The organism is Kiloniella laminariae, assembly GCF_027214005.1.
Lineage (GTDB): Bacteria > Pseudomonadota > Alphaproteobacteria > Kiloniellales > Kiloniellaceae > Kiloniella > Kiloniella laminariae_A.
The window spans coordinates 194144-214898 of record NZ_JAPWGY010000004.1 but is presented as its reverse complement, the minus strand read 5'-3'; the positions used below and the strand labels follow the sequence as shown (position 1 = coordinate 214898).

The following is a 20755-nucleotide window of genomic DNA, read 5'->3' as shown; positions in this document are numbered from 1 at the left end:
ATTATCCCCGGTAGTAACTTTTTTGTTCGAATGGCATTTTAACGACTTTGCAGGGCAGCTCCTTGCCACGAACCAGGGCGTTCAAGATTGTCCCCGGCTCTTTGTTTTCTGCAGCCACATAGGCAATCGCAATGGGGCCACCCACACTTGGTCCAAAACCACCACTGGTCACAGTGCCGACAACTTCTCCCTTGTCATTGGCGATCTCGACACCAGGACGCAACGGCGCGCGGCCTTCAGGCAAGATTCCAACCAGACGACGAGGGGCACCATCCGCAATCTGCTTAAGGATAACATCAGCGCCGGGGAAGCCGCCTTCATTCCGACGGCGTTTCTGGATCGCCCAGAGCAGTCCGGCTTCAATCGGGGTGGTCGTGCTGTCAATATCATTGCCATAGAGACAAAGCCCTGCTTCCATACGCAAGGAATCACGTGCGCCCAATCCAGAAACTTCCACTTCGGCCTCTTCCAGCAGGCGACGGACCAACTGTTCAGCCTTGGCGGCAGGAATGGCAATTTCATAGCCATCTTCCCCGGTATAACCGGAACGGCTGACCTGACAGCTCACACCATCAATTTCAAGCTGCTGAAAGGTTATAAATTTCATGTCGAGACAAGCTGGGGCGAACCGGGCAAGAACTTCGGCTGCCTTTGGCCCCTGCAGGGCGATAAGCGCGTTGTCATACTCGACCTCAACCTCAACCTGGTCACCGATCTTGGCTTTAATATGCGCCACATCAGCGTCTTTACAGGCAGCATTGATCACAAGACTAAGACCGCCAGGAATTTTGGTGATCATCAGATCATCCAGAATCCCACCTGTTTCATTGGTGAAAAAGCTGTAACGAATGGAATTGTCTGCGAGATTCTCAAGATCTGCCGGCAAAAGACTTTCCAGCGCCGGGATCGCCTTTTCGCCCATCAGGCGAACGATGCCCATATGTGAAACATCAAAAATTGCCGCTGCAGCACGCGTGTGCTTGTGTTCGGCCATAATGCCCGCAGGGTACTGCACAGGCATGGAATAACCTGCGAAAGGAACCATCTTGGCGCCCAGTTCTACGTGCAAATCATAGAGAGGTGTTTTCTTCAGGGCTTCCGACATTCACTGGCTCCAAAACAAAAGGTATAGAACACAACAGCTCACTGGCTCTTGCGTCCCCCTCTGTCTGCGGACCTGAGAGATTCACAGAAAACCGGGAATACCCGAATTCCTGCTTACTCCGTCGGTGCTTTGTGATTTATTTCAAAGCTTTCCAGAGTTGCCTACCCCATGCGGTCCTTTTGCCTGAGAGTTTCCGGGGCGGTTGCTCCTTCGGCGCCATCTACTATGTTTCCCTTAAGAAACCCAGCGACAGTCTCTCCCGCGAGAGATCATACGGCAGCGTTGCATATTGTATCGCTACAACAGCTTGTATAGAGGTTTACCCTCTTCCCGGCAAAAGTCAACCACATACGACAAGAAACAGGATGATCGCGACAAGCCTGCTGCAAAGACAGAGACTTAGCCCTGCCACAGCGGGCAAAAGTTTACGATAGGAAACTCATCGATTCCATCAAAGACACGGCTCAAGATGCGAATAGGAAGACCGACCCGCCCAGACTATCGGAGGTGAAGTCAGAGCTTGGTTCGATTGTAATAGAGTTCACTGCGGGACAGCTCAAAGCCGACAAAGATGATATAATCTTCTCCCGTTTTGCCATCACGCAACGGGATGGTTGGGAAAATATTATCTACAACAGCAATCGACGTCTGGTTTCCTTCGAAAGGTGTCGTCAAGCCAAAGGATTCGCGGGTCAGAATTTTTCTGTCCAGGGTCGCGACAGCAACAAAATAGCGGAATTCGGCAACGCCTTTGCTCGCAGGCCCCTGGGTCAGTTCGAATCTGACGACAACCTGGTTTTCCAGGTTATTTGTTTCCTCATCCAGGATACAGCCCGAGACAAAATTGTTGATGTCAGCCTCGAAACTTACATCGGTAAGATCGCGACCGTTTCCTTCGAAACGGGTCATTTCCTTGGCTTCTTTGAGCACAATCAGTTCAGGACACTTCGGCGGTGCTTTTTCTGGCTCAATCAGCCCACAACCAGCGACCAGAACACCAGCCAGCACAAGCAGGATAGAAGAAACCTGGGACGGCAAAGAAAAACGACATACCGCTGACCAATTCAAAACGCGACCCATGAAACAACTTTTCCCATATCCAAACACCGGGCTGACACCCATAAAAGAAGATTATCCAGAACCATGTCACTGGCTCGCGGCAACTTTAGCGTCTAATCAAGTGGTTGCAAAGTCTCATCACAGTTCCAAGGTATCTATATGTGAATTTTGATATCCCTTTAGTGCTTTTCTCTGCCGGGCCACTGTATTAGGTTTGCCCCAGATTCCAGTTGGGCTATCCTCTGTAAAACAACGGACCAGACCTATGACCAAACCCGCCCTGACAATTTTACTTGCAAGCCCCAGAGGCTTCTGTGCCGGTGTGGATCGCGCGATCGAGATCGTCGAACGCGCGCTCGTCAAACATGGTGCTCCGGTCTACGTACGCCATGAAATTGTTCACAACCGTTTTGTGGTTGAGAGTCTGGAACAAAAAGGGGCCATTTTTGTACAGGAACTGGATGAAGTTCCTGAAGGCGTTCCTGTCATTTTCTCTGCCCATGGCGTCCCCAAATCCGTTCCGGAAGCAGCCAAGGCGAGAAACCTGCTTTACTTTGATGCGACCTGCCCCTTGGTCAGCAAGGTCCATCGCGAAGCAGAACGCCATGAAAAAGACGGGCGGCAGGTGATATTGATCGGTCACGCTGGTCACCCCGAAGTCATTGGAACCATGGGACAGCTCAGCGACAACTCTATTGTTCTGGTTGAAACCGAGCAGGATGCCGAAGAACTCGTTGTGCCGGATAGCGAGAATCTCGCCTATGTAACCCAGACCACTCTTTCGGTCGATGACACGGCGTCAATTATCAAAATTCTGCTCAGGCGTTTTCCAAACATGATGGGGCCAAAACAGGAAGACATCTGCTACGCCACGACCAACCGCCAGGAAGCCGTGAAAGCCATTTCTGCCAGATGCGATGCTCTATTGGTTATCGGTGCCCCCAACTCATCAAACTCCAAGCGCCTGGTAGAGGTCGCCTTCAAACAGGGCTGTGAAAAGGCAGCACTTGTCCAACGTGCGACGGATATCCAGTGGGATCGGCTTGCCGGGATCAAGACTCTTGGCATCACGGCTGGCGCTTCTGCGCCGGAGGTTCTTGTAGAAGAGGTTATCGATGCTTTTCGCGCACACTTTGATGTGCGCATCGAAGAAGTCAATATCAGGGATGAAGACGTTGTCTTCAAAGTCCCCAAGACCCTGTCAGACACGACAGCCAACAAAGAAATTCACTGAGATCCCATGGCCGTTTATACCGAAGTTCCCGACGATGAAGTCGAATCCTTTCTCACCGAGTACGATATTGGAGAAGTCCTTTCTCTCAAGGGAATCGCCGAGGGCGTAGAAAACTCCAACTATATCCTGCACACCACAGCCGGGAACTATATTCTCACCCTCTACGAGAAACGGGTCAAAAAAGAAGATCTGCCCTTTTTCCTCGGCTATATGCAACACCTTGCCGCCCAAGGCATCTCCTGTCCGGTGCCGATTGCAGGCAAGGACGGAGAGTTTCTGCGCACACTGTGTGGTCGACCAGCAGCCATCACGGCTTTTCTCGATGGCATGTGGCCCCGGCGGATACAGCCGTTCCATTGTCGTGCCCTTGGCAAGACCATGGCAGAGATGCATCTCGCGGGTGCCAACTTTCCCTTAGAGAGACCGAACTCGCTCTCCGTTTCAGGTTGGGAACAGCTTCTGGAAGCCTGCGAAGGTAAAGGTGACCAGGTGAAACCCGGCCTCACCAGAGAACTTGAACAAGAACTGACGTTTCTCTCAGCCAACTGGCCGGACAGTCTGCCCAAAGGGGTTATCCACGCGGACATGTTCCAGGATAATGTCTTTTTCATTCACGAGAATCTCTCAGGCGTCATTGATTTTTACTTCGCCTGTAATGACGTGCTCGCCTATGAAATAGCCATCTGCCTCAATGCCTGGTGTTTTGAACAGGACAACAGCTTTAACGTTACCAAGGCCCAACTAATGACCCGGGCCTATCAGGAGACCAAACCGCTAACCCGGGAAGAACTGGAAGCCCTACCTATACTGGCCCGGGGTGCTGCTTTCCGTTTTCTGCTGACCCGCCTCTACGACTGGATCAACCACCCCGCAGGCGCCTTTGTCAAACCCAAGGATCCGCTGGAATACCTTAACAAGCTGCGGTTCCATCAATCCGTCAAATCTGTCAGCGATTACGGCATCACCCTATGACCAAGAAAACACCTGTAGAGATCTTCACCGATGGTGCCTGCTCTGGAAACCCGGGCCCCGGTGGTTGGGGCGCCCTGTTGCGCTATAAAGAAACAGAGAAAGAGCTTTGTGGGGGCGAAGCGGAAACAACCAATAACCGCATGGAACTCCAGGGCGCCATCTTTGCATTGGAAGCCCTTAAAAAGCCGACGTATGTCATCCTGACCACAGACAGCGTCTATGTGAAAGACGGAATTACCAAGTGGATTCATAACTGGCGTAGGAACGGCTGGAAGACGGCCAATAAAAAACCCGTCAAAAATGCGGAACTCTGGCAACGTCTGGAAACAGCCCTAAAACCCCATGATGTTGAATGGCGATGGGTCAAGGGGCATGCCGGGCATCCTGAAAATGAACGTGCCGACGAACTCGCACGCCAAGGCATGGCTTCCTATAAATAAGAAGCCATGCCTTGGTATTCAAAACGCGAGATTATCTTTCCAGAAGCCTGAGCAGAGCTTGAGGATTATTATTCGCCTGTGCCCGGGCAGAGAGGCCGACCTCGTTCAGAACTTTCGATGTCACCAGGCTTGTCACCTGGGCAGCGATATCTGAATCAGCCAACGCTGAATTGGCCGCCTTGACGTTCTCTACCTGGCTGGCAATGTTTTCACCAGCCACTTCAAAGCGGGATACCGCAGCACCGATTCCTGCCCGATAGCCACTGACAACGTTAATCGCATTGTCGATACTGGCCAAAGCTGTTGTGGCATTTCCAACGGTATCAACGGTCAATCCCGAAATCCCGAGCGCGCCGCCCGTGGCATCAACATTATCCAGATTGATCGTATCGCCGACATCCGTGCCGATCAGAAAGCTCTGGCTACCGGTGTTATCCAGCAAGCCTTGCCCATTAAACGTGGTTTGTCCGGCAACACCTGAGATCTCATCTCTGATCTGAACAAACTCGGCATTAATCGCATTCAGGCTGCTCGGATCCTGGGAAGCCCCCAGAGCCTGCCCTGCCAGTTCCTTCAGACGAACAAGGCCTTCTGAAATCCGAGCCAGACCGCCGTCGGCAATCTGACCAATACTTGCCCCTTGTGCAGCCGTTGCCGCATTTTGGTTCAAAACAACGGTATCAGCCTGAAGCACGGCCGAAATCGCCAGAGAGGCAGCCGCATCAGATGCCTTTGGAAAGTTCGAGCCGCTTGCCAGCTTATTGACATTATTCTGTTGTATAAGTGAATTCTTAAGCGTAGTCGCGCTATACGACGAGCCATTAACGGTAGGCATTTGACCGTCTCCATACTTAGAGAGTGTTACACGCATACCTGCGCAATGCACCTGTACTCACCTTATATTCTGAGCCTGATTTCGAAAAAAATCAATGAGTTACGATTCCAAATAGCGGCTAATTTTAATAAAATTTTAGCTAAATTATGCCTAGCGATATTCCATCATTAAAAACAAGCTATTGGGCAAAACAACAAAGATATAAGGAGCCGTTATTATCGCATTCCTTATACCTCAGGCAAAATAAAAGACTCGGGAGATCCAAACTGGAATTTATATTTAATGGTAAAATCAGCTACAATCAGATGCCTGCCCTCCCCTTCTATAACCAGAAGGGGATCAATGGGAAAATTCAGGAGTCCTCTTGACGTTCAGACAGATGCCCTCTTGATGAAACCGGGATAATACTGGAGCACCTATGGTTCACTTCACGTCTTCTCTCCGCGGTGTTCGGCACTGTCTGCTTGTTATTTTCAGTTTTATGAACTTCCCGGCTCTTGCACAGACAAACCTCTCGCTTCCTCCACAGGTAGATCTCCAGCTCATCCTTGCCATTGACTGTTCCTATAGCGTCGATCAGTACGAGTATATTCAGCAAATGCAGGGGATAGCCTATGCCCTGAATTCCAAGGAAATCAGGGAAGCTGTTCAGCTGGGTCACCACCAGAAAATCGCCCTCACCCTCATTCAGTGGTCAAGCAGCAGCAATCAGGATGTGGTGCTGCCCTGGACGCTGATCGGACCTCCGGGAAGTTTTGAAGCCGTGGCCGCAGAGATAGCCCGTTTGCCACGCTCGGTGCCGATCGGTTCGACATCTCTCTCAGCAGTAATCGCACAATCGATCCATATCTTTAACCGCAGCCCTTTCCATTCTTCCAGGCGCACTCTTGATATTTCCGGAGATGGCAGGAACAATGATGGTATTCCGGTTCACTACTTGCGTGATGTTGCGGTCAAAAACAATATTACAATCAACGGACTAGCTATTGTGAACGACATCCCTACCCTCGACAGCTATTTTCGAAGCCAGGTCACAGGCGGCTTCAACAGCTTTGTTATCAAGGCAAATTCTTATGATGATTACAGGCAGGCAATCGTGCAGAAGCTTGTTCGAGAAATCGGCAATCTCCCCGTTGCTGGCGGACCGGCTCTTCCGGCCCGCCCCTGAGCCTACCCGTCGATCTTACAATAGAGATCTGGACAGAAAACTCTGGCAACGAAGCGAAACACCATTCTTTAGTTTTGTGCTCTACAATGCTTTTAACAGAGTATCCGCGTCAGAAACTTCATAACTTCCTGCGTCATCCACATTCAAGGCGGTTACAGTGCCATCCTTGATCAGCATGGAAAAACGAGCGGAACGTAACCCCAGTCCAAAACCCGTTCCGTCAAGCGTGAGGCCCAGGGCTTTTGCAAGATCACCATTTCCGTCAGCCAGCATCAGAATATCGCCTTCGGCATCCAGCTTCTGGCCCCAGGCACGCATGACAAAGGCATCATTCACAGAAAGGCAGGCGATAATATCAACCCCCTTGTCCTTGAAGGACTGGACATACTTTTTAAAGCTTGGAAAGTGGTTATCCTGGCACGTCGGCGTAAACGCTCCAGGGACCGCAAAAAGGGCAATGGTTTTACCAGAGCAAAACTCGGCAAAATCAATCTTGTTCATTCCTTCAGCATCTTTGTTCCAGATGGTAGCCGAAGGGACCTTCGCTCCAACAGTGATTGTCATATTCTTTTCCCCGTTTTGAGCCCTGCTTTGGGCAATGTTGTCATGTTACTCTTGATTATTCTTGTCGAGCGGATGCTTTTTTAAAAGCTTCAAGTGTCTCTTCCATCGTCAGCAGTTCAGATAGCACAATTCCATCAGGCGCGCCCGGACCATAAACGATATTAAACGGAATACCATATCGCCCATAACTTTTCAGGTAGGCTGTGATCTCCTGATTCGGCAAAGTCCAGTCAGCCAGCATTGGCACCACCTGATCTGTGGCCAGAAAACCCCGTATTTCTTCCCGATCCAGCACCAGTTTCTTGTTGACCTGACAGGTCAGACACCAATCCGCCGTCACATCGACAAAGACGATACGGCCATCCGCCACGATTTTCGGAATACTTTCAACATCAAAGTTGTTCCACAGATCATCTTTGATTTCAGCCTTGGGAACATCTGCAAAGACCGTTGGCACAACAAGAGCCAAAGCGGCCAGAATACTGACCACGCCCCCTCTGCGGAGCAGCCCCTGAGACTGGAATGCCATCACGACAAGCCCGGCCAGCAACAATCCGCCAATAAGAAACGTAGCGAGAGAACCGACCTGGACCTGTAATACCGAAAGCAACCAGCCCCCGGTTCCAAGAAGCAATAACCCCAGACAAACCTTTAAACGCACCATCCAGGCCCCGGGTTTCGGCAGCAAAGTCGCAAAGCCAGGTCTCAAGGCTACAAGAAGATAGGGGATCGCCATCCCCAGACCGAGAAACGTAAAGATCACCAGGATCTCAAAGCTGCCTCTTGCCAAAGCAAAGCCAACAGCTGTCCCAAGGAAAGGGGCGGAACAAGGCGTGGCCAGCAAGGTTGCGAACACACCGGTAAAAAAATCCCCCCGAAGGCTGGGAGAACTTGCGGCCGCCACGGCTCTGTCATTCAAGGAAGAAGGGGCCAGCACCTCGAACCAGCCAAACAGATTGGCTGCAAAAAGAGTAACAATAACCGCCATCACAATAAGGAAAAGCGGTTGCTGGAACTGTATCCCCCAACCGACAGATACACCGAGTGCTTTTACCCCGATCGCCAAACCAGCAAGCAGAAGAAAAGAGCTGACAATACCTGCACTGGTCATCAGGAAGCTGCGCCTCAAAGCTGATCCTTTACGCCCACCATGTTTTATGACTGAGAGCATCTTGAGCGACAAGACAGGAAGTACACAGGGCATCAGGTTCAGAATAAAGCCACCCAGCAATGCCACAGCCAGAATCACGGCAAACTCATCAAATGATGTCTCAGCCCCCACAGCTGCAGGATCAAACCGTGCAATCTTCTCGACCTCTAGCCCCCTGGCCCCATCCACCAGCAGTAACCGGAGCTGTTTTCCCTCCACCACTGTCCCACTTTGTGGGTCAACATCGACCGCAAGGGTTAAAACAGCTGTTGTCCCATCATCCCCAAGCACGACCTCCGGTTTGGAAAAAGAGAACTCTGGAGGGCCTTCAACAATAAGATCCGGCGCAACAAACCCTTCCTTGGTCGAAGAAACAAGGATCCGATATTCAAGAGAATCCTTTCGTCCCTGTAGAAAAGCCTGATCCACGGCCAGACCAGATTCCGCCCCTTTCCCCGGCACCAATCCAACCGCTGCATCAATCAAAGAGGTTTCAAGCGACGGGAAAGCGTCTCCAGCAGGAATTCTGATAGAGACATCAGCGTCAAAAGGAATGCAGATTTCCTTGCACAAGAGATAGCTTATCTGCCCCCTCAGCAGCAGATCCTGCCCCGGATCGGTGGCTTTGACCTCAAAAGGGAAGATAACAGCTTCGCTGTAGCCAAAAGTTTCCAGGCCAAAAAGAGTAAAGCGATGAGGTACAGGCCAGAAAAATTCTGATGTTGCCAGATTTTCACTTCCTTCAAGCTCAAGAGAAACCGGATAGCCCGCATCTCCGGGGGTGCGCCAGTAGGTCTTCCACCCTTCTTCCAGCTCAAACTCAAGCCCCATCATCAAGGAGCCCTGTTCCCCAAGTGTTTCCTGAGCAGAAATCAAGCGCACACGGGAATAATCTGTCTCGACCCAGGGCGTAGCTGCAGAAAAGGCTGCTGAAGCCCAAACAGCCTGAACCACAAAAACCAGGGCTAGTAATCCCGGAATTCTTGAGAAGAAAGCACCTGTTTTTTGAAACACTCTCACGCGACACCCGTCTTTCAGTCTTATCTCGCAGTACCAAACCATGTAAGGCCGAAGGGTACTGGGTAGTGATTTAATACCCACGCTGCAGCATGTTTTGTCTTATTAGGATCATGACCTATATAATAAATGTGGCGTGTTTAGGGAATGATCCGAGTCAAATTACTCTCCAGACGCTATACTGGCTGCTTCTATATCTGCTCAGGAGGTTTAAAATTACAATGACTGGCTTTCAGAGTAACGGTTATTTGACCGGAAAACTTCTGGTGTCCATGCCACAAATGAGTGATCCCCGTTTTGCCAAATCGGTCATCTATCTTTGCGCACACAACGAAGACGGAGCAATGGGGCTTGTCATCAATCAGCTTATTAAAAGCTTCTCCTTTGTTGATCTCCTCCAGCAACTGGAAATACCCGCGACAAAAACTGCCGGACAAATCCGGGTTCATTTTGGCGGCCCGGTAGAATGCGGCAGAGGTTTCGTTCTACACAGCAGTGAATATCAACAGGACGGCACCATGAACGTCGCCAATTCAGTGGCAATGACCGCTACGGTGGACATCCTTAGTGATATTGCCAACAACACAGGGCCACAAAGCAGCCTCCTGGCTCTCGGATATGCCGGCTGGGGCCCCGGACAGCTCGATGATGAACTCCAGAACAACGGCTGGCTTGTTGTTGATCCCGACGAAGATATTCTGTTCGGTGAAAACCTTATGGAAAAATGGGAAAAGGCAATGTCGAAGATCGGTGTTGATCCCGGGTTACTTTCAGGTGAGGCAGGACATGCTTAGATCTTTCCTTTTCCTGCTTTCGTATCAGTGCTTACCCTCGATCCAGCCTTTGGCAGAAAGACGGGCGTCATTGCGCAAGACCCCAAAGGTAATGTGATCCTGCCACAGGGAATTGATACGCAGATATCCCCGCGCCTTCCCTTCTTCGACAAAACCAACTTTACGCAAAACCGTCTTGCTGGCTTCATTGTGTTCAAGACAAGCCGCTTCAAGCCGGTGTAGCGCCAACTCCTCGAAAGCATAATCCAGGGCAGAGGACAGGATCTCTGTCATATACCCCTTGCCAGAATAGGGTTCCCCCATCCAGTAGCCGATCGTGCCCATATGGGCAGCTCCCCGGCGGACATTTCCAATCGTGATCCCGCCCAGCAACTCGTCCGTCTCGCGAGAAAAAGCATAGAAGGAATAGCTCATCCCCTGACGCCAATCGAGCCAATAAACTCTCAATTTGTCCCGGAATGAAGATTTATCCAGGCTGTCGCTCGACCAGGTTGGTTCCCAGGGAGTCAGAAAATCGCGGCTGATGTGTCTTAATTCAGCCCATTCTCTCCAGTCTCCCATCTGGGGCACCCGGAGATACACGCGCTTATTAACCAGCCGAAGCCGCCGCATCTCCCATTGTGTCAGTCCGCTGAACAGCATCAGGCAACAAACCTCTTTTCCAGAAGCTCCTGACTTTCCAGCTGCCCGATAGGTCCAAGTGCGGCCAGTGTAACGGGGCTGGACAACATTTTTGTGGCAAAATTCTGAACTGCAGCGACATCAACGGCCTCAATCATCGCAACAGTTTCCTCAACAGGAATCGAGCGGTTAAAGATCAACAGCTGCTGGGCAAGCTGTTCACATCTGACCCCTGTGCTTTCAAGGCCCATCAGAATAGATGCCTTGAGCTGGCTTCTGGCCCGGACCAGTTCTTCTTCGCTTATCGTGCTGGTCAAATCACCAAACATATCCGCGACCACGGGAACCAGTTCACCTGCTTCCTTTTCACCCGTTCCGGCATAGACACCAAACAGGCCACTATCCATGAAACTGGATGCAAAGGCATAAACGGTATAGACCAGCCCACGTTTTTCACGGATTTCCTGAAACAGACGCGAAGACATCCCGCCCCCAAACAACGTGGCCAGAACATTTGCTGCATAATAATCAGGACTTAGATAATCAGCGCCCTCGAAACCAATCAGAAAATGGGCTTGTTCCAGGACGCGCTCTTCACGATAGTTTCCGCCAGAGTAAATTGACGGCGCCAGCTTCTGTTCAGCAACAGAGTCCAGCCCCCCGAATTGTTCTTCAGCCAGCTTTACAAACTCGGCGTGATCAACTTTTCCAGAAGCGCAAACAACCATGGAATTACTGCCATAGTTGCTTCCCATGTAATTTCTCAGGTCTTTTGTCGAAAGGCGGCTGATAATTTCGCTTTTCCCCAGAACCGGACGTCCCAGAGCCTGATTTTGGTAAGCTGTTTCCTGGAAGTGATCAAAAATAATGTCATCCGGGGTGTCATTGGCCTGACCGAGTTCCTGCAAAACGACCTGACGTTCGCGCTTCAGTTCTGAAGCATCAAACAGGGGGCGTTGCAAAATGTCAGCGACCGTATCAAGTGCAAGGGGGACATCATCCTTGAGAACCTTGGCATAAAAGGCCGTATTCTCACGGGATGTATAGGCGTTTAACTGGCCACCGACAGCTTCGATTTCTTCAGCGATGTCATAGGCCGTGCGCTTCTCCGTGCCTTTGAAAACCATATGTTCCAGCAAATGCGCAACACCGTTGACCTTTGCTTCTTCATTCCGTGTTCCCACGCCGATCCAGGCACCCAAGGAAACGGATTCAACACTATCGAGTCTGTCGGTCGCAACTCTGAGGCCGCTGGGCAGTGTAGAGATTTCAATGGTCATAAATTAACTATTTCTCCGCCGCGACAAAACCAGCTCTTTCAGCTTGCTCAAATCGTTTGCCATAACTGTACAGTGCTCTTCACGGTCAAACAGATCAGCCATGTGCTCGGGCAGTTCAGGCGTCACACCTGATGCTCTATGGACCGCATCCGGAAATTTCGCCGGATGAGCAGTCGCCATACAGACCATTGCCGGCACATCATCCCGAATCATGGCATCGGCCGCTGCCACAGCGATAACCGAATGTGGATCCAGCAACTCTCCGGTCAGCTGATGATATTTACGGATCTCCGCCAAGGTCTGGTCATCATCAAGCCGGAAGGCGTCGAACAGACGCAAGGCACGCTGGTGACGATCCGGAGAAAGTGCAAAGTTCCCTGTCTCCCGGAAACTGGTCAATGTTGCCTCCACAGCAGCACCGTCCCGGTCCAGCAGATCAAAAAGCAGCCGTTCAAAATTACTGGAGATCTGAATATCCATCGAGGGAGAAAGGCTGGGCTCAACCGGCAGCATGGTCATGGCTCCCGTCTCGAAGAAGCGAGTCAGAATATCATTCCGGTTCGAACCTATTACCAGTTGGGAAACCGGAAGGCCCATACGTCCGGCTGCATACCCGGCAAACACATTGCCAAAATTCCCGGTAGGGACGGAAAATCCGATTGGCCGGTCAGGCGCACCAAGCGCAACACCCGCAGCGAAATAATAGGCAATCTGCGACATGATGCGTGCCCAGTTGATCGAATTCACGGCCGAAAGCTTTACACTATCGCGGAAAGACTGGTCATTAAACATTGCCTTCACATGGTCCTGGCAATCGTCAAACGTACCTTCGAGGGCAACATTGACCACATTGGCAGATTTCACTGTGGTCATCTGCCGACGCTGAACCTCCGAAACCCTGCCATGGGGATGCAGGATAAAAATATCGATCTGGTCTCGATCACGGCACGCCTCGATGGCTGCAGAGCCCGTATCACCCGACGTCGCCCCGACAATCGTGATCCGTTCCCCCCGTTCCCGCAGGACGTAGTCAAACAAACGTCCCAGCATCTGCAAAGCAAAGTCTTTGAAAGCCAAAGTCGGGCCGTGGAACAGCTCCATCACCCAGAGCCGTTCATTCATCTGTTTGAGAGGGGCGACAGCCCGGTGACGGAAACTGGCATAACTCTCTTCAACGATGCTCTTGAGAGCAGCATCGGGAATAACACCCGCGACAAATGGCTTTACCACTCTGAAGACAACTTCGCTGTATGGCAGCCCTGCCATCTCGCGAATTTCTTTTGCCGAAAACTCAGGCCAGCTCTCAGGTAAATACAGGCCCCCATCTCGGGCCAATCCGGCCAGAAGTACGTCATCAAAGCCGAGGCTTTCTGCCCGACCGCGGGTGCTGATATATCTCATAATTTCCTAGACCGACACTCGTTTAACAAAATTGCCCGCAACCTTACTGCGCCCCACCCGAGGCAGCAAGCCAGTTACATGTTTTTGCACTGGGAAGTTTCATTAAGAATCCAGATAGCGCGCCTTCAGATGCTTCTTGAAAATCTGAGGGTCAAGCGGATGCCCTGTAACCCGGGTCAGCAGCTCGTCTGTACTCAGGAATGATCCCCAGTTATGAACGTTGACATTGAGCCAGGCCATAAGAGGAGAAAAGTCCCCTCTGGTCAGGGCTTCAGGGATTTCAGGGCTCGCTTTTTTTGCGGCTTCAAAGAGCTGCGCTGCGGCCATAGCTCCCAGCGTATAGGTCGGGAAATAACCCCAGGCACCGTCGTACCAGTGAATATCCTGCAGACAACCAAGTCGGTCATTGGGTGGACGGATACCAAGCAGGCTCTCCAGCCCATCTCCCCAGGCCTGGGGCAGGTCTTCCACCTGCATGTTGCCGCTGATCAGCTCTTTCTCCAGACGGTAACGGAGAATCACATGCGCAGGATAGGTAACCTCATCGGCATCCACACGGATAAAATCAGGCTGAACCTGGTTATAGATACCGCGCATATTTTCCACCGACCAGGCAGCGCCATCCGAACCGAAGGCCGCCTGGGCCTTTGAAGCCATGTAAGAGATAAATTCCGGGCTACGGCTGGCCTGCATCTCGATAATCAACGACTGGCTCTCGTGCATGGTCATGCCACGTGCCGCGCCAACGGGTTGCAAACGCCAATCCGGCGGAAGATTTCTTTCATACATTGCATGACCAGTTTCATGCAGAACCCCCATTAATGAAATCATGAAATCCGTTTCATCATAACGGGTGGTGATGCGAACATCATCAGGTACCCCGCCGCAAAAGGGGTGCAAACTGACATCCAGCCGGCCATGATTGAAGTCGAACCCGACAGCCTGAACCATTTCACGTCCCAGCTTTTCCTGAACTGCAACGGGAAAAGGACCATCGGGCATGACAGGCGTCGGCCTGGAGCGCTGCTTTTCCAACACTTCTTGTAAAAAATCAGGAAAGAAGCTGGAGAAGTCGTCAAAAATTGCATCAATCCGGGCGGACTTGCCACCAGGTTCATAGTGGTCCAACAAGGCATCATAGATATTACAATCAAATATCTCTGATTTTATTCGTGCTTCTTGCTGCGTCAGATTCAGCACTTCTTTCAGGGTTGGAAGAACTGCTGCAAAATTCCCTTCAGGCCTTGCTGAACGCCAGACCATTTCACACCGTTTACAGGCCTTGATCTTGGCTTCAACAAAATCACCTTCCAGGGCTGTTGCATGCCGCCAGATCCGCTGCATTTCTCTCAGATTTGCAAGCTGCCAGCCATTGAGCTCTCCCTTAGCCTCAAGCGCCTCATCAAACAGGTCACCAACATCCGGCCCTGTCAAAATTTCATGACATACGCCACTGAGAACAGCCAGTTGTTCCATCCTTGCTTCCGCCCCGCCCGACGGCATGACTGTCGACATGTCCCATCCCAGTACACCACTGGCTTCGGTGAGCGCGTTCATCCGACGAAACTTTTTTTCAAGTGTTGAATAGGCAGACATTTTATTCTCGTTCATTCGACATTACAGGAAACACAGGAGAGATTGGGTCAGGTCTCGTCTTCCAGCTTCTCCACAGGGCGATAATGAAAAACAAAATAGATTACCGCAAGGATCAGGGCCATGGCATACCACGTGATGACATACTCCAGATGATTGTTGACCAGTTCAATTCGTGTTTGTCCGCCCAGAGGGTAGCCACCGGGATTGGCCGCAGGTCCCGCATCAAGATAGATATCCTGTACAGGATTTGACAGGCCGGTATGTCGAGCCATTTCCGGTATATCGACATAAAACCAGAAATTCTTGATCGGGTCATTCGCCGGCTTCACCATTTCATAGCCTTTCCACCCCGGAACACGTAACAAACCTTCTATCCGGACAGTGCCTTTCACCTGCCCCTCAGGACGGGCAGCAGACTCTTTGAGTTCCGACGGTGCAAAGCCACGGTTGACCAGAATCTCTCTGCCATCCCGCAGGGCAAAAGGTGTCACGATCTGGACACCCAGGCGTCGATCCAGCGAGCGCGCTCCCAGAATAAGCTCCTCGTCATGAAGGAATTCGCCCTCAATCCAGACATGGCGGAATTCCTCTTCGGCCGGAACACCAGAATTCCCGGCATAGAGCTCATCAAAAGAAACCGCTTCGGCTCCAGAACGCTCCTGCCTTAGGGCAATCTGTTCTTTTTTCCACTCCATACGCTGAAGCTGCCAGGTGCCCAACCCCAGGGCCACCAGAAACACGGGAATGGAAAAAACGGTTGGCCAGAAAGTAGGTTGGAAGCGGCGTGTTGTGCCCTTAGTCATAGTCAACGGATCCTGAATAGCTTGCTTTGTAGTGATATTGCAGCGCCACCATAAGCCCTTTCATAAGCAGGAGCAAAGTGATTGATCCCCCGATAATAATGACAGGCCAGAGAAGAATATGCCCCAGAGCAGTGGTTCGAAAAAGACCTCGAACCATAAAACACTCGTGAAATGATCAAACAGCCTAAAATTGAAATGGCCAGGCCGTCTTCACTATCCGGGTTGGCGCAGGTAACGGGAAAACAGAACAACAATCTCGCACTGTCAACAATCACTTGAAAAGAGATCTTTGTATGCACCTGGAACACCGACAAAAAAGGCCGGGCTTGACGGATGAGATTTTTAAAATCACCTCCTCGTCAGGCACGGCCTTCTTCAATTTTTTATAGCGGTTCCACTAAGAACCGCGGGTCGAGGGCCTAGTTGCCCCCCCACCAGTAGACTGCAACAAACAGGAAGAGCCAGACCACATCCACAAAATGCCAGTACCAGGCAGCTGCTTCGAAGCCGACGTGGGCTTCAGGGGTGAAATGTCCCTTCTGGGTGCGGATCAGACAGACAAACAGGAAGATGGTACCGATGATCACATGGAAACCGTGGAAACCAGTCGCCATATAGAACGTCGAGGAATAGATCCCGTCTTTGAAGCCAAAAGCAGCATGGCTGTATTCATAAGCCTGAAGTGCTGTAAAGAGAACACCAAGGGCCACTGTAATGGTAAGCGCCTGTACAGCCTGTTTTTGCTCTTTCTTGAGAACAGCGTGATGCGCCCAGGTTACCGTACAGCCAGAAAGCAGAAGAATCAGTGTGTTCAGGAACGGCAGATCAAAGGCGTCAAAGGTCACCACATCAGCCGGGGGCCAGACACCACCGATCACTTCGCTTGGATAGAAAGCTGCAGAGAAGTAGGCCCAGAAGAAAGCCACAAAAAACATGACTTCCGACGCAATGAACAGAACCATGCCATAGCGCAAACCAATGCGTACAACCGGTGTATGCAGATGACGGACAACGGCTTCGTTGACCACATCACGCCACCACATGAATGCACATACCAACACCGAGGCAATCCCGGCATAAAGTACATAGTTGGTATAGTCATGCATCATCAAAACCAGGCCAGTCGCCAGAAGCCCTGCAGCAAAAGCTGTTAGCAGAGGCCATGCACTTGGATCTACCAAATGATACGGATGTTTTACTTCGTCGTGCCCTGCACTCATGATGTCCCTCTTAACCAGACGCTACGCGTATTGTTAATTGATCTCTATGGCCGGTTTTTGTCCGGCGTTGTTCCCCAAACCACTCACTTCCTGTGATACAGCTTCATCATCTCTGAAAAAGGTGTAGGAAAGAGTAATCGTTTTTACTTCACTGAGATTCGGATCATTCTCTATTTCCGGATCGACATAAAAAGTCACAGGCATATCGACTTCCTGTCCCGGCAAGAGAGTCTGTTCAGAAAAACAGAAACAGTCTATTTTAACAAAATACTGACCAGCCTTGAGCGGCGTCACATTAAAAGTTGCAACACCGCGCACGGCTTCGTCTGAAGTATTTTTTGCCTGATAAAAGGCGATCCCGGATTCTCCTGCCGTCAGGCTTACCGCCCGCTGCGCAGGTTTGAACGTCCAGGGCAGATCCCCGTTTACAGATGAATCAAAGCGGATTGTCATTTCCCGACTGCCAAGAACCAGATTGTTCTCGGCCCCCGCTTCAGCGACCTGAGTCGTTCCGCCAAAACCTGTGACCTGACAGAAAAGACGATAGAGTGGTACAGAAGCAAACGCGAGTGCGATCATACCACAGACGACACCGCCGAGGACCAAGGCAACTCGCGTATTTTTAGCCACTGTAGCTGTCATTTTCAGTTCAGCCCCATCTTGACGATTGTAATCACATAAAACAGGACAATAAAGGCGACAAGAACACCAAGGATCGCCCAGTTCCGGCGCTTCTGCAATCGGCGTGCTTCTTCGGTCATCGTAACGGTTGCCCCTTCATCATGGGAAACTTTTTGATTCATTTCATTTGTATCCATTAGGGTCATCCTCCAATCAGGTTCATAATGCCCGGTGCCCGATCAATAATCAGCATGGCAAAGAGCAAGAAGAGATAGAGGATTGAAAAGAAAAACATTTTCTTTGCAACTTTGTCTTCCTCGGAACGCAGGACACAAATGTTGAGGTAGAGGAAATACAGGCTGGCAGCCAAAGCCACACCACCATAAAGCATTCCCGCAACACCGAAATAAACCGGTGCCAGAACCAGTGGCAATAGAATCAACGTATAGACCAGCATCTGCCACTTGGTATTTTTACGCCCGGCGACCACAGGCAGCATCGGGATTTTCGCGGCGGCGTAGTCGCCATCCTTGTAAAGCGCCAAAGCCCAGAAATGCGGAGGCGTCCACATAAAGATAATCAGAAAAAGAACGATTGATTCAATGCTCACCGTGCCGGTCACAGCTGCCCAGCCAACCATTGGCGGGAAAGCGCCGGCTGCACCACCAATAACAATATTCTGGGGGGTCCTGCGTTTGAGGAACATGGTGTAGACAAAAACATAAAAACCGTTGGCCAAAGCCAGAAGAATTGCTGCTGTCCAGTTCACAGCAAGCCCCATCAGCATCACAGAGAAGATACTGAGGATCACTCCAAAGCTCAGGGCAACGTCCGGGGCCATACGCCCGGCAGGAATGGGACGTTTTTTCGTCCGTGTCATGATCGCGTCGATATCGCGGTCATACCACATGTTGATTGCCCCTGCCCCACCCGAGGCAATGGCAATGCATAACAGGGCAACACACCCGAGGAAGGGATGAATTGTGCCAGGGGCAATCATCAAGCCGGAAAACCCGGTAAACACGACAAGATACATAACTCCCGGCTTAAGAAGAGCCCAGAAATCAGCAACCTGTGCGACACTCCCGTAAGAGGTCGTTTCTGCCGTCCCGATAATATTGTCCATGGATGTATCTGACACGAATTAAAACTCCTGATCGTACCCGGCCACTGCTACAGCAGTGGCCGGTTAACATACGGGCTGTTATTTGATTTTTGGCAGCTCGTTGAAGCAATGGTAAGGCGGTGGAGAAGAAACAGTCCACTCCAGCGTTGTTGCGCTTTCGCCCCATGGGCTGTCAGAAACACGACGTCCGGCCTTGATCGTATAGATCGTCATAACGACAAAGAAGATCGTGGCGGCAAAGGTGATGTAAGCCCCATAGGAAGAAATCGCGTTAAACCCTGCATAGGCGTCAGGATAATCAACATACCGACGTGGCATGCCCTGCAGACCAAGGAAGTGCTGCGGGAAGAACACCATGTTCACACCAATAAAGGTCAGGAAGAAGTGCAGGTAACCGGCCCACTCTGGGTAGTCACGGCCAGACATCTTGCCCATCCAGTAATACATACCGGCAAAGATCGAGAAGACTGCTCCAAGACTGAGAACGTAGTGGAAATGCGCCACAACATAATAGGTGTCATGCAGCGGCAAATCCATCCCGGAGTTGGCCAGAACAACACCCGTCACACCACCAACGGTGAACAAGAAGATAAAGCCCAGAGCCCAAACCATCGGAACAGTAAAGCGGAGCGAACCACCCCACATCGTCGCAATCCAGGAGAAGATCTTGATACCTGTCGGCACAGCGATCACCAGAGTTGCAGTCGTGAAGTAAGCCCGAGTATCAACGTCAAGGCCAACAGTGTACATGTGATGCGCCCAGACCACGAAGCCGACGAAACCAATCGCAACCATCGCATAAGCCATCCCGAGGTAGCCGAAAATCGGCTTGCGGCTGAAGGTTGATACAATGTGGGAAATGATACCAAATCCCGGCAGGATCATGATGTAAACTTCAGGGTGACCAAAGAACCAGAAAAGATGCTGGAACAGGATCGGATCACCACCACCAGCGGGATCAAAGAAGGTCGTGCCAAAGTTACGATCCGTCAGCAACATGGTGATCGCGCCACCAAGAACCGGCACTGCCAGCAGCAGCAGGAAGGCTGTAACCAGCATCGCCCAGACGAACAACGGCATCTTGTGCAGGGTCATGCCGGGGGCACGCATGTTGAAGATCGTCGTGATAAAGTTCACAGCACCAAGGATCGAGGAGGCACCAGCCAGATGGAGGGCAAAGATTGCCATATCGACCGAGGGCCCCGAATGACCAAACGAGGAAAGCGGCGGATAAATCGTCCAGCCAGTACCAGCGCCTTCACCCACCAGAGCGGATCCCAGCAACAGCAGGAATGCAGGAACAATAAACCAGAAGGAAATATTGTTCATACGCGGGAAGGCCATATCCGGCGCCCCGATCATCAAGGGGACAAAGTAGTTACCAAATCCGCCAATCACAGCAGGCATGACCACGAAGAAAACCATAATCACGCCATGGGCGGTAACGACGACGTTCCACCACTGGCCGTTTGGCTCTCCGTCACCGGAGAGAAAATACTGAACGCCGGGCTCCTGAAGCTCCAGACGCATATAGACGGAAAATGCCCCGCCGATCAGACCGGCGATGATGGCAAAGACCAGATACAAAATCCCGATGTCTTTGTGGTTGGTCGAACAGAACCAACGGACAAAGAAGCCCGGCTTGTGATCATGATCGTGATGGGCTTCAGTAGCAGCACCCATATCTCTAAATCCTCACTTCGTTTTCTTCAGCGCTTCTTCTTGGCGCGATGAAATCTGACACAATGT

Annotated in this window: 21 protein-coding genes and 1 riboswitch; of the genes, 5 read left to right on the top strand and 16 right to left on the bottom strand. The window is 51.2% G+C overall.

Translation table 11 applies throughout. The annotated features are described in order from the left end of the window. Position 1: 1 nt before the first annotated feature. Together gcvT and O4H49_RS13460 are read right to left on the bottom strand one after the other, a co-directional pair. Positions 2-1105 carry a glycine cleavage system aminomethyltransferase GcvT gene (gene gcvT, locus O4H49_RS13465; RefSeq protein ID WP_269423956.1) on the bottom strand — a complete coding sequence of 368 codons (1104 nt, stop codon included), beginning with the start codon at positions 1103-1105 and terminating at the stop codon, positions 2-4. Positions 1106-1266: 161 nt separating this feature from the next. Continuing rightward, positions 1267-1377: riboswitch (glycine riboswitch) on the bottom strand. A gap of 241 nt (positions 1378-1618) precedes the next feature. After that, positions 1619-2185: a hypothetical protein gene (locus O4H49_RS13460; protein WP_269423955.1), complete on the bottom strand. Its 567-nt coding sequence runs from the start codon at positions 2183-2185 to the stop codon at positions 1619-1621. Between the two features lie 244 nt (positions 2186-2429). Between O4H49_RS13460 and ispH the strand changes: the two genes are divergently transcribed. The 3 genes from ispH to rnhA are packed head-to-tail and all read left to right on the top strand — an operon-like array spanning position 2430 to position 4810. Then, positions 2430-3398, top strand: a complete 969-nt coding sequence (gene ispH, locus O4H49_RS13455; protein WP_269423954.1) for a 4-hydroxy-3-methylbut-2-enyl diphosphate reductase — start codon at positions 2430-2432, stop codon at positions 3396-3398. Positions 3399-3404: 6 nt separating this feature from the next. Then, on the top strand, positions 3405-4370 hold the full coding sequence (locus O4H49_RS13450) for a homoserine kinase (protein ID WP_269423953.1): 966 nt from the start codon (positions 3405-3407) through the stop codon (positions 4368-4370). Then, entirely contained in the window at positions 4367-4810 is a 444-nt protein-coding gene (gene rnhA, locus O4H49_RS13445; protein ID WP_269423952.1) for a ribonuclease HI, read from the top strand. Before O4H49_RS13450 ends, rnhA begins: the two co-directional genes overlap by 4 nt. Before the next feature lie 31 nt (positions 4811-4841). Here the strand turns inward: rnhA and O4H49_RS13440 are convergent, their stop codons facing one another. Next, positions 4842-5645: a flagellin gene (locus O4H49_RS13440; protein ID WP_269423951.1), complete on the bottom strand. Its 804-nt coding sequence runs from the start codon at positions 5643-5645 to the stop codon at positions 4842-4844. Between the two features lie 418 nt (positions 5646-6063). Here O4H49_RS13440 and O4H49_RS13435 point away from each other — a divergent pair, with 418 nt between their 5' ends. Then, positions 6064-6813 carry a DUF1194 domain-containing protein gene (locus O4H49_RS13435; RefSeq protein ID WP_269423950.1) on the top strand — a complete coding sequence of 250 codons (750 nt, stop codon included), beginning with the start codon at positions 6064-6066 and terminating at the stop codon, positions 6811-6813. Between the two features lie 81 nt (positions 6814-6894). On the opposite strand, the gene O4H49_RS13430 is transcribed toward O4H49_RS13435, so the two are convergent. After that, complete coding sequence (locus O4H49_RS13430) at positions 6895-7377, bottom strand: peroxiredoxin (protein WP_269423949.1); 483 nt, start codon at positions 7375-7377, stop codon at positions 6895-6897. 55 nt (positions 7378-7432) lie between these two features. Then, complete coding sequence (locus O4H49_RS13425; protein WP_269423948.1) at positions 7433-9541, bottom strand: protein-disulfide reductase DsbD family protein; 2109 nt, start codon at positions 9539-9541, stop codon at positions 7433-7435. Between the two features lie 224 nt (positions 9542-9765). Between O4H49_RS13425 and O4H49_RS13420 the strand changes: the two genes are divergently transcribed. After that, positions 9766-10338: a YqgE/AlgH family protein gene (locus tag O4H49_RS13420; RefSeq protein WP_269423947.1), complete on the top strand. Its 573-nt coding sequence runs from the start codon at positions 9766-9768 to the stop codon at positions 10336-10338. A 24-nt stretch (positions 10339-10362) separates the two neighbouring features. On the opposite strand, the gene O4H49_RS13415 is transcribed toward O4H49_RS13420, so the two are convergent. From O4H49_RS13415 to ctaD, 11 genes are all read right to left on the bottom strand, one after another. Next, the gene (locus O4H49_RS13415) at positions 10363-10950 is read right to left on the bottom strand and encodes a GNAT family N-acetyltransferase (RefSeq protein WP_269424052.1); all 588 of its coding nucleotides are present in this window, start codon (positions 10948-10950) and stop codon (positions 10363-10365) included. A gap of 29 nt (positions 10951-10979) precedes the next feature. Next, complete coding sequence (locus tag O4H49_RS13410) at positions 10980-12239, bottom strand: M16 family metallopeptidase (RefSeq protein ID WP_269423946.1); 1260 nt, start codon at positions 12237-12239, stop codon at positions 10980-10982. Between the two features lie 3 nt (positions 12240-12242). Further along, positions 12243-13640: a threonine synthase gene (gene thrC, locus O4H49_RS13405; protein WP_269423945.1), complete on the bottom strand. Its 1398-nt coding sequence runs from the start codon at positions 13638-13640 to the stop codon at positions 12243-12245. 102 nt (positions 13641-13742) lie between these two features. Then, entirely contained in the window at positions 13743-15236 is a 1494-nt protein-coding gene (locus O4H49_RS13400; RefSeq protein ID WP_269423944.1) for a carboxypeptidase M32, read from the bottom strand. Between the two features lie 47 nt (positions 15237-15283). Beyond that, positions 15284-16039 carry an SURF1 family protein gene (locus O4H49_RS13395; protein ID WP_269423943.1) on the bottom strand — a complete coding sequence of 252 codons (756 nt, stop codon included), beginning with the start codon at positions 16037-16039 and terminating at the stop codon, positions 15284-15286. Then, complete coding sequence (locus O4H49_RS13390) at positions 16032-16196, bottom strand: hypothetical protein (RefSeq protein WP_269423942.1); 165 nt, start codon at positions 16194-16196, stop codon at positions 16032-16034. Before O4H49_RS13390 ends, O4H49_RS13395 begins: the two co-directional genes overlap by 8 nt. 262 nt (positions 16197-16458) lie before the next feature. Next, on the bottom strand, positions 16459-17259 hold the full coding sequence (locus O4H49_RS13385) for a cytochrome c oxidase subunit 3 (RefSeq protein ID WP_269423941.1): 801 nt from the start codon (positions 17257-17259) through the stop codon (positions 16459-16461). 33 nt (positions 17260-17292) lie between these two features. After that, the gene (locus O4H49_RS13380) at positions 17293-17901 is read right to left on the bottom strand and encodes a cytochrome c oxidase assembly protein (protein ID WP_269423940.1); all 609 of its coding nucleotides are present in this window, start codon (positions 17899-17901) and stop codon (positions 17293-17295) included. Between the two features lie 2 nt (positions 17902-17903). Further along, positions 17904-18077: a hypothetical protein gene (locus O4H49_RS13375; protein ID WP_269423939.1), complete on the bottom strand. Its 174-nt coding sequence runs from the start codon at positions 18075-18077 to the stop codon at positions 17904-17906. Positions 18078-18082: 5 nt separating this feature from the next. Continuing rightward, the gene (gene cyoE, locus O4H49_RS13370) at positions 18083-19006 is read right to left on the bottom strand and encodes a heme o synthase (protein WP_269424051.1); all 924 of its coding nucleotides are present in this window, start codon (positions 19004-19006) and stop codon (positions 18083-18085) included. 78 nt (positions 19007-19084) lie between these two features. After that, positions 19085-20689 (bottom strand): cytochrome c oxidase subunit I, encoded by a 1605-nt coding sequence (gene ctaD, locus O4H49_RS13365; protein WP_269423938.1) that lies wholly within the window; start codon positions 20687-20689, stop codon positions 19085-19087. Positions 20690-20755 lie beyond the last annotated feature (66 nt).